The organism is Vibrio sp. V10_P2A27P122 (genome assembly GCF_963874335.1).
GTDB classification, from domain to species: domain Bacteria; phylum Pseudomonadota; class Gammaproteobacteria; order Enterobacterales; family Vibrionaceae; genus Vibrio; species Vibrio anguillarum.
Genome location: NZ_CAWNHY010000054.1, coordinates 1 through 8,006 on the forward strand (window position 1 = coordinate 1; position 8,006 = coordinate 8,006).

At 44.8% G+C, this 8,006-nt stretch carries 11 protein-coding genes; all 11 read left to right on the forward strand.

Annotation, left to right across the window (positions count from 1 at the left end):
• Nucleotides 1-51: 51 nt before the first annotated feature.
• The 11 genes from srlA (AACQ17_RS03175) (at nucleotide 52) to AACQ17_RS03225 (ending at nucleotide 7,836) form a co-directional block, all read left to right on the forward strand.
• Nucleotides 52-600 carry a PTS glucitol/sorbitol transporter subunit IIC gene (srlA, locus tag AACQ17_RS03175; RefSeq protein WP_038148604.1) on the forward strand — a complete coding sequence of 183 codons (549 nt, stop codon included), beginning with the start codon at nucleotides 52-54 and terminating at the stop codon, nucleotides 598-600.
• Between the two features lie 13 nt (nucleotides 601-613).
• Nucleotides 614-1,606: a PTS glucitol/sorbitol transporter subunit IIB gene (gene srlE, locus AACQ17_RS03180; RefSeq protein WP_019281637.1), complete on the forward strand. Its 993-nt coding sequence runs from the start codon at nucleotides 614-616 to the stop codon at nucleotides 1,604-1,606.
• Between the two features lie 12 nt (nucleotides 1,607-1,618).
• Complete coding sequence (locus AACQ17_RS03185; RefSeq protein ID WP_013868507.1) at nucleotides 1,619-1,981, forward strand: PTS glucitol/sorbitol transporter subunit IIA; 363 nt, start codon at nucleotides 1,619-1,621, stop codon at nucleotides 1,979-1,981.
• Between the two features lie 58 nt (nucleotides 1,982-2,039).
• Complete coding sequence (gene srlD, locus AACQ17_RS03190; RefSeq protein WP_013868508.1) at nucleotides 2,040-2,819, forward strand: sorbitol-6-phosphate dehydrogenase; 780 nt, start codon at nucleotides 2,040-2,042, stop codon at nucleotides 2,817-2,819.
• 95 nt (nucleotides 2,820-2,914) lie between these two features.
• The gene (locus AACQ17_RS03195; RefSeq protein WP_094147753.1) at nucleotides 2,915-3,271 is read left to right on the forward strand and encodes a transcriptional regulator GutM; all 357 of its coding nucleotides are present in this window, start codon (nucleotides 2,915-2,917) and stop codon (nucleotides 3,269-3,271) included.
• Between the two features lie 82 nt (nucleotides 3,272-3,353).
• Complete coding sequence (gene srlR / locus AACQ17_RS03200) at nucleotides 3,354-4,130, forward strand: glucitol operon DNA-binding transcriptional repressor SrlR (protein WP_013868510.1); 777 nt, start codon at nucleotides 3,354-3,356, stop codon at nucleotides 4,128-4,130.
• A 193-nt stretch (nucleotides 4,131-4,323) separates the two neighbouring features.
• Nucleotides 4,324-4,887, forward strand: a complete 564-nt coding sequence (srlA, locus tag AACQ17_RS03205; protein WP_094147752.1) for a PTS glucitol/sorbitol transporter subunit IIC — start codon at nucleotides 4,324-4,326, stop codon at nucleotides 4,885-4,887.
• On the forward strand, nucleotides 4,884-5,855 hold the full coding sequence (gene srlE, locus AACQ17_RS03210; RefSeq protein WP_017045368.1) for a PTS glucitol/sorbitol transporter subunit IIB: 972 nt from the start codon (nucleotides 4,884-4,886) through the stop codon (nucleotides 5,853-5,855). The genes srlA (AACQ17_RS03205) and srlE (AACQ17_RS03210) overlap by 4 nt, the downstream gene beginning before the upstream one ends.
• Before the next feature lie 6 nt (nucleotides 5,856-5,861).
• Entirely contained in the window at nucleotides 5,862-6,218 is a 357-nt protein-coding gene (locus tag AACQ17_RS03215) for a PTS glucitol/sorbitol transporter subunit IIA (protein ID WP_017046963.1), read from the forward strand.
• Between the two features lie 344 nt (nucleotides 6,219-6,562).
• Nucleotides 6,563-7,240 carry an SH3 domain-containing protein gene (locus AACQ17_RS03220; RefSeq protein ID WP_170935139.1) on the forward strand — a complete coding sequence of 226 codons (678 nt, stop codon included), beginning with the start codon at nucleotides 6,563-6,565 and terminating at the stop codon, nucleotides 7,238-7,240.
• Between the two features lie 92 nt (nucleotides 7,241-7,332).
• Nucleotides 7,333-7,836 (forward strand): hypothetical protein, encoded by a 504-nt coding sequence (locus tag AACQ17_RS03225; RefSeq protein ID WP_094146932.1) that lies wholly within the window; start codon nucleotides 7,333-7,335, stop codon nucleotides 7,834-7,836.
• The last annotated feature ends 170 nt before the right edge of the window (nucleotides 7,837-8,006 follow it).

Sequence of the window (8,006 nt, forward strand, 5' to 3'; positions counted from 1 at the left end):
GTATAAATACGTACTTTGACACTAAGCCAATAACAACAATGAGGTTTGATTATGGAATGGATAATTCACGGAGCGGAATGGTTTATCGGACTATTTCAAAAAGGAGGAGAGGTGTTTACGGGGATGGTAACCGGTATTTTACCTTTACTAATTGCACTGCTGGTGGCGATGAATGCGCTTATCCGATTGGTGGGTCAAGAACGAGTGGAGAAACTGGCACAGAGTAGTGCTGGCAATCCGATCTCTCGCTATTTGATATTGCCAGTTATCGGCACCTTCATTTTCTGTAACCCGATGACATTGAGTCTCGGTCGTTTTTTACCTGAACGTTATAAACCTTCCTATTACGCGGCGGCTTCATATAGCTGTCACTCGATGAATGGTTTGTTTCCGCACATTAACCCTGGTGAGTTGTTTGTCTATCTAGGTATTGCTAGTGGCCTGACAACGCTCGGTCTGCCGCTTGGACCTCTTGCGGTTAGCTATTTGTTGGTTGGTATGGTGACGAATTTCTTCCGTGGGTGGGTCACTGACTTCACTACAACTATGGTTGAACGTCAACAGGGTGTTCAGTTAGAGCGTCAGGTTCACGTAGGTTAATGGGGCAATAAAAATGACGAAAGTATTACGTATACAGAAAGGTAGTGGCGGCTGGGGTGGCCCATTGGAGTTGCCGATCGAAGCCGATAAAAAGGTGTTTTACATTACGGGTGGTACTCGCCCTGCGATTGTCGACCGTATTGTTGAGCTTACCGGTTATGAAGCGGTTGATGGTTTCAAAACTAGTGTGCCCGATGAAGACATTGGCGTTGCGGTCATCGACTGTGGTGGAACATTGCGCTGCGGTCTGTATCCCAAAAAACGGATACCGACAGTTAATATTCACGCTACGGGTAAAAGTGGACCATTGGCTGAATTCATCACTGAAGATATTTATGTATCGGGTGTGCGTGAGTGTGACATTCAACTAGTAGGTAGCGAGGGTGGATCAATGCAACCACCACTAAGAGATGAACTCTCTAACGAGAGTCTGGCGACAAACAAATACGATACGAGTAAAAAACTAACTCAGCAAAGTGACAGCTTGTTGGCTCGGATCGGCATTGGGATGGGTTCGGTGATGGCGACCTTCTACCAAGCTGGGCGTGAAGCCATTGATACCATTTTGAAAACGATTTTGCCGTTTATGGCATTCGTCTCCATGCTGATTGGGGTGATCATTGCCTCTGGTTTGGGCGATGTGATCGCGCATGTATTGACGCCTTTGGCGCAAAATCCACTAGGGTTAGTAACGCTCGCGTTGATCTGCTCGTTCCCGTTGCTTTCTCCATTCCTTGGCCCCGGTGCGGTTATCGCTCAAGTTATTGGTGTATTAGTCGGCACCCAAATTGGTCTTGGCAATATACCACCACATCTCGCGTTGCCCGCTTTATTTGCCATCAATGCTCAAGCGGCTTGTGATTTCATCCCGGTTGGGTTGGGTATGGCAGAAGCTAAGCCGAGAACCGTTGAAATAGGTGTTCCTTCGGTACTGTATTCACGCTTCCTTACTGGCGCACCTACCGTTCTACTGGCTTGGTTTGTGTCTCTATTTATCTATCAATAGGAGGGGAGAGCAATGTCGCCACTATATCAAGTCAAGATCGAGAGCATTGGTGAGTTTGCCAATAGTGCGTTGGAAGACGATATGATGATCATCTTCAGTAATATTGCCCCAAAAGATGCGGCAGAGTATTGCTTCATCCACTCGCATGACGCACTCAAGGGGAATATCAAACCCGGTGGTGTGATGCAATTGGGAAGGTATCAGTATCCGATTACAGCGGTTGGTGAGGTGGTCAATCAAAACCTTGCAGAACTTGGGCACATTACCATACGGTTTGATGCCTTAGTCGAAGCTGAATATCCGGGTTGTCTTCATGTCAATGGTGAACGACCTCAGCAAGTGCGCTGCGGTGATGAAATTGTCTTTTTAAATTAATAGTCAGTATGGGTGCTCTATGCCTACGATGGGGCACCCTCTAAGTAAGGTGTAAGTTATGAGTAAAGTTGCGTTAGTGGTTGGTGGTGGTCAGACTCTAGGTGAATTTCTGTGCTTAGGTTTGGCTAATGAAGGTTACCGAGTTGCGGTCGCCGATTTAAATGGTTGCAGTGCTGAAAAGGTGGCTAATAGAATTAATCAAGAATACGGCCAGGCTACAGCACTGGGTGTGGAGGTAGATGCCACCAAAGAGCAAAGTGTAGTGAATATGGTTAGGCAAATAGATGAATTTTTTGGACGGATTGATCTGCTGGTTTACAGCGCTGGCGTAGCTCAGGCTGGCAAGATTGACGGTTTTCCACTGACTGCTTGGCAGCTATCGATTGACGTAAACCTAACGGGGTATTTCCTCTGTGCACGAGAAGTATCAAAAGTAATGATTCGTGAACAACGTGGTGGGCGCATTATTCAGATCAACTCAAAGTCGGGTAAAGTGGGTTCAAAGCATAACAGTGGTTACTCAGCGGCCAAATTTGGTGGGGTTGGCCTGACTCAGTCACTTGCGTTAGATTTAGCGGAACACAAAATCACGGTGCATTCTTTGATGTTGGGTAACTTGTTGAAAAGCCCTATGTTCCAATCACTGCTACCTCAGTATGCGAAAAAATTGGGTGTACCGGAATCAGAGGTTGAACAGATTTATATCGATAAAGTGCCACTTAAGGCAGGATGTGAATATCAGGATGTTCTCAATGTACTGAAGTTTTACGCCAGCGATGAAGCCGCCTATTGTACTGGTCAATCGATCAATATCACGGGTGGTCAGGTAATGTTCTAATCCATCCCCCATGGATTAAGCCCTATGCTCCTAGAATAAGGGCAGCTTATATTGGGCAGGCGTTATGCTTGCCCCTTTTTGACAAGAGGTATGAGATGGACTCAACAACGGTACTTATTTATTTTGCTGCAGGAGCTTGGATGATACAGATCGTCTTAGGTTATTTGCAGATTCGATCTTTTAATCGGATGCTTCAATCTATGACTCACAAAGGGAAAGTCAAGATAGGCCGCACCCAAAGCCGATGGAAACCGCGTACCGTACTGGTGTTGGTTGAAGATGAAGATCATCATGTTGTAGATGCCCAAGTGATGAAGGGTATTTCTGTATTTGCTAGACCAAAGACACTAGATCAACTCATTGGTCAATCACTACCTATCCCTGAATCACTCATATTTGAACTGGATCCTAATGTTCAAGAAGCGTTAAACGTCGCAATTTCTAGGCAGTAATGAAAGAATGTTCCCCCTTTTACTTTTAAGTTGAAAGGGAACTGTTATAAAATGCTATCAGTTTAATAATGAAGTTGATGCTATGAATTTAGATAACAGAAGAGCGCAGTTGCTGGATTATCTGCGTGTTAATGGGAAAACGTCAGTGAACGATCTGGCGGATACCTTTGAAACATCCGGAGCTACAATACGCAGTGATTTACGTTCGTTAGAGGAAGAAGGGCTTGTTATTCGCCGTTACGGAGCAGCTGAAGCTTGTATCGCTAATAGCGTCATTTTGGAAGACCGTTCGATGGATGAAAAGCAGACGGTGAACCTTGAACGTAAATGCTTAATCGCTAAAGCCGCTTCACAACTGGTCAAGGACGGGGATTCGATCATTCTGGACTGTGGCAGTACCACACTGCAGATGGTGCCGCATTTTGAACAGGTGATGTCACTGACATTGATGACGAACAGTATTCACATCGTAAACGCAGTAGCGAATTTGGATGCGGAACATACTGTATTGGTTCCGGGCGGAACGTATCGCCGAAAATCAGCGTCTTTCCATGGCACGCTGGCAGAGCAAGCATTTAAACAGTTTTCTTTCGATAAACTCTTTATTGGTGCTGATGGTTTTGACCTTGCGCAGGGAACAACAACCTACAACGAAGCGTATCAAGTCAGCCAGGCGATGTGCCAAGCAGCCAATCAGATCATTGTCGTGACCGATTCAAGTAAGTTTGGCCGTCGTAGCCCTAACGTGGTGGTTCCGCTAGATAAAATCGATATAGTTGTCACAGATAACCTTATCGCAGCAGAGGATCGGACGTATTTGGAAGAGAAAGGTATCCAAGTTATCACCGTTGGTTCCTAAGTCACTCCATAAACCCCATTTATGAAAGGAGGCCAGTTGGCTTTCTTTTTTATTTTGTCGTCGATTTCAATTTTTTACTTTTAAAATAAAAGTTATCGGTGATTGAATTCACGCTTTTCTCTTTTGCCTCTTTTTCAATATATCAATAACGGAAACACTCCAACTATCCCCACATAATTTAAGAGCCGAAGGTATGGATTGGATAATCGAGGGAGCGGAATGGTTTATTGGTCTTTTTGAGAAAGGCGGTGAAGTGTTTAGCGAAATGGTGGCACAAGTACTTCCAGTGCTGATCTGTTTATTAGTTGCCATGAATGCGCTGATCCGTTTTATTGGCCAACAGCGCATAGAAGTGTTAGCTCAGAAAAGTGCGTCTAATCCTATATCTCGCTATTTGCTCTTGCCGACAGTAGGAACCTTTGTTTTTTGTAATCCCATGGTGCTCAGCCTAGGGCGTTTCTTACCTGAAAAGTACAAACCTTCTTATTATGCCTCTGCCTCCTACAGTTGCCACACCATGAATGGTATGTTCCCTCATGTAAATCCTAGTGAATTGTTTATTTATCTAGGCATTGCCGCTGGGATCACTCAACAGGGCTTATCGCTCGGTCCTCTCGCTATTTCCTATTTGCTGGTTGGCTTAGTGACCAACTTTTTACGCGGTTGGGTAACCGATATGACGACTATGTTTGTGGCTAGACAACAAGGTGTAGTATTCAGCGATAAAGTCGATCTTCACGTGGTTGAGGAAAAATGATGACGGTATTGAAAGTAAACCGAGGGCAGGGTGGATGGGGTGGCCCGCTATTCATTCCGGTTGAGGTTGACAAGAAGATCATCTACATCACAGCAGGGACTCGTCCCCATTTTATTGATGAGATGGTGGCGTTGACGGGCATGCAAGCGGTTAACGGCTTTGAACATTTTGTTCCCGATGAACGAGTCGCTTGTGTAGTGATTGACTGTGGTGGCACATTGCGTTGTGGGCTTTATCCCAAAAAAGGTATTCCGACATTAAATATCCATGCTACAGGCCAAAGTGGCCCTTTGGCACAATATATTCAGGAAGATATTTATGCATCTGGCATACGCAGTGGTTGTTTTTCCTTGGTAGATGATCACAAAACTACGTTTTGTGAGCCAATCCTATCTCAGCCCCAATCCATTGACACGACGAAGAAGCTTAGCCAACAAACAGATAGCTTACTGGCTAAAGTGGGGATCGGTATGGGCTCGGTGATGGCGACCTTTAATCAGGCTGGGCGTGAAACCATTGATACCGTACTTAAAACCATTCTGCCTTTTATGGCGTTTGTTTCAATGTTGATTGGGGTTATTCTCGCGTCTGGGTTAGGTGATTTAATTGCTCATACTTTGGAGCCATTAGCAGGGAACCCGATCGGTTTACTGACGATTGCCTTGATCTGTTCATTTCCGTTTCTGTCACCCTTTCTTGGACCAGGTGCGGTGATTGCGCAAGTGATCGGTGTACTTATCGGGACTCAGATCGGTATGGGAAATATCCCACCGCACTTAGCATTACCCGCTTTGTTTGCCATAAATGCTCAAGCTGCTTGTGATTTCATCCCTGTAGGGCTTGGCCTTGCAGACGCTAAGCCCGAAACGGTACAGGTCGGTGTGCCTTCGGTACTTTACTCTCGTTTTCTTACAGGTGCGCCAACGGTGCTGATTGCTTGGCTTATCTCATTCTTCATTTATCAGTGAGGGCATATGCTTCAGTATCAAACGACGATTTTGTCCGCTGGCGATTATGCTAAAGACTCACTGCATGATGATATGGTGATTTTATTCGGCCCGAGCGCCCCTGATGCGGTGAAGGAATATTGCTTCATACACTCTGGATCTTCGTTGTATGGATTGATTGACCACAACACCACTTTATTAATTGGGGATCTCGGTTTTGTTGTGACGGCAGTCGGCAGTGTGGCGAACCAAAATCTTGCGGAGCTTGGGCATGTAACACTTAAGTTTGACGGTCAGCGAACCCCAGAATTGCCGGGTACCATCCATTTACTCGGTCCTAAATTAGAAGTGCTTCAACATGGTGATGTGTTGATGTTTGGTTAAAGTGGTGGAATGTGGCTTGATTGTGATTAGGCATATCTAAGAAAAAAGGCTCTTGTTTTAAAAGGAGCCAAATAGCTGGTAAGCGCTGTCGTATCGGTACGATTCATGAACTTGATAATGATATGGTTCATGATGATAGTGGGAGCTTCACCCAATAAAAGGGACTGATTTTGCAGAAGATTGACGCATAGCATCAAGTTCAGGATTAGGCTGTCGTTAGTATCGCTATTGGTTCGAATAGTGAGTAAAAATGACATGCGGAGATTTCAACTATAATTAACGAACAATTAAAGCGTGCCGTGCCGAACAAGGTTGCGCACAACAAGAAAGGAATGAGCAGCAAGATGAAAAAAATGCTGATGTTTCTATTATTGCTGCTTGGGCTGGCGGGCTCGGGGGCTGGCTATTACTTTCTTTATTATCTTCCCGAGCAAGAAGCACTGCAGGCCGATTCGTCGAGTTCGAACGATGAAGAACAAGTGCCAACCACTGAGGCGGCTCCTAAAACGGCCTTGCCACCAAAACCGCTTGTTAATGATTTATATGTCGATTTAGCAAGGCTCGGAGTAAGAGAAAAGCCCGATGCACAAGCGTTTGTTGAGCGGGTTCTATACCGTGGTGATAAGGTGAAAATCTTGGAACGTAAATCGGGTTTTGGCCGCATTACCGATTATTTTGTCTATGAGGAAAACGGGCCTGAAGTCGCGGAGTGGATACCTCTGGATGGTTTAGTGGAGCAAGCTCCGGTGATCACGGCAGAGGAGCGCCGTAAAACGGTCACGCAGTACATTGCGAACTCTGATGATTTTAAACTCTATGAAACGGCTTTTGTGCAGAAAACCGATGAGTTGCTGAAAAATGAAACCTGCGTACCAGAAGATTTTGAAGAGCTTGGTGGCTGGGTTAAGTCACTCAAATATCAAGAACGTGAGGTTTATTTTGTGTATTGTGGTGGCCGCAAGTTAGCCAACAAAATTTACTTTGATATACAAAGCAAAGAAATATTTTACGCTTCTCATTAGCTAAAGTGATAAGAGCATTTAGATCTTTTTACTTGAGGCTTATGGTTGTCATGAATATGATGCCTGCTTGAGTTGAGAGGAATGATTTTTTCATGCATTGGCACTTTATTAAATATGTCTGGTTTACGCTTTTTGCGGTGGTTCTGCCTTCGCAAGCGTTCGGCTATTTAATTGAAAGTGAAACGCACAGCCACGCTGAACCTAAAGTCATCCCACAATATGGTGAAAAAACCTCGCTCACGGCGATTGTTCATCAGCAAACATTGCCTCAAGCTGTTGCTATTCAACAACCTATCTCTGATCAACAAGATAAACAAACGGTTCCACCCGTATCAAAATCGCTTCACTCAGACACTTCTGCTGCAATCGTCACCGCATCTCGTTGGGGGGTAACTTCCAGAGTCGTTGAATACGATGGCCCCACTTTTGTCGATAACACGCCCAATTACGACGTCACCGTCGCTCCCTTTAGGCTTTATCTTTTCCCTGTCGCTGAGTTGGCGGCATGGCAAGCTCGCCCCTATAGTTCTAACCATAGAATTTCTGGTTGGAAAGAAACGAATGCCATGTATGTGGCGTTAAATAGCCAGTACTGATCCTTCTTACTTTATATCAAGTGACAAAGTCACTCGCTTGTTCATTTAACTTGTTCATTTAAAGTAATAACAACTCAGCTTTGCTGAGAGGATTGGTATGAAAAAAACACAAAATAAAAAGGCGTCAGCACGTCTTATTAATCACTATTCTGCGTGGAAGTATATCGTAT

Bases quoted from the DNA above. Each gene is read 5' to 3' on its own strand.
- AACQ17_RS03225 (WP_094146932.1), top strand. From the start codon at position 7,333: ATGCATTGGCACTTTATTAAATATGTCTGGTTTACGCTTTTTGCGGTG.
- srlR (WP_013868510.1), top strand. From the start codon at position 3,354: ATGAATTTAGATAACAGAAGAGCGCAGTTGCTGGATTATCTGCGTGTT.
- AACQ17_RS03215 (WP_017046963.1), top strand. From the start codon at position 5,862: ATGCTTCAGTATCAAACGACGATTTTGTCCGCTGGCGATTATGCTAAA.
- srlE (WP_019281637.1), top strand. From the start codon at position 614: ATGACGAAAGTATTACGTATACAGAAAGGTAGTGGCGGCTGGGGTGGC.
- srlA (WP_038148604.1), top strand. From the start codon at position 52: ATGGAATGGATAATTCACGGAGCGGAATGGTTTATCGGACTATTTCAA.
- srlA (WP_094147752.1), top strand. From the start codon at position 4,324: ATGGATTGGATAATCGAGGGAGCGGAATGGTTTATTGGTCTTTTTGAG.
- AACQ17_RS03220 (WP_170935139.1), top strand. From the start codon at position 6,563: ATGAAAAAAATGCTGATGTTTCTATTATTGCTGCTTGGGCTGGCGGGC.
- srlE (WP_017045368.1), top strand. From the start codon at position 4,884: ATGATGACGGTATTGAAAGTAAACCGAGGGCAGGGTGGATGGGGTGGC.
- AACQ17_RS03195 (WP_094147753.1), top strand. From the start codon at position 2,915: ATGGACTCAACAACGGTACTTATTTATTTTGCTGCAGGAGCTTGGATG.
- AACQ17_RS03185 (WP_013868507.1), top strand. From the start codon at position 1,619: ATGTCGCCACTATATCAAGTCAAGATCGAGAGCATTGGTGAGTTTGCC.
- srlD (WP_013868508.1), top strand. From the start codon at position 2,040: ATGAGTAAAGTTGCGTTAGTGGTTGGTGGTGGTCAGACTCTAGGTGAA.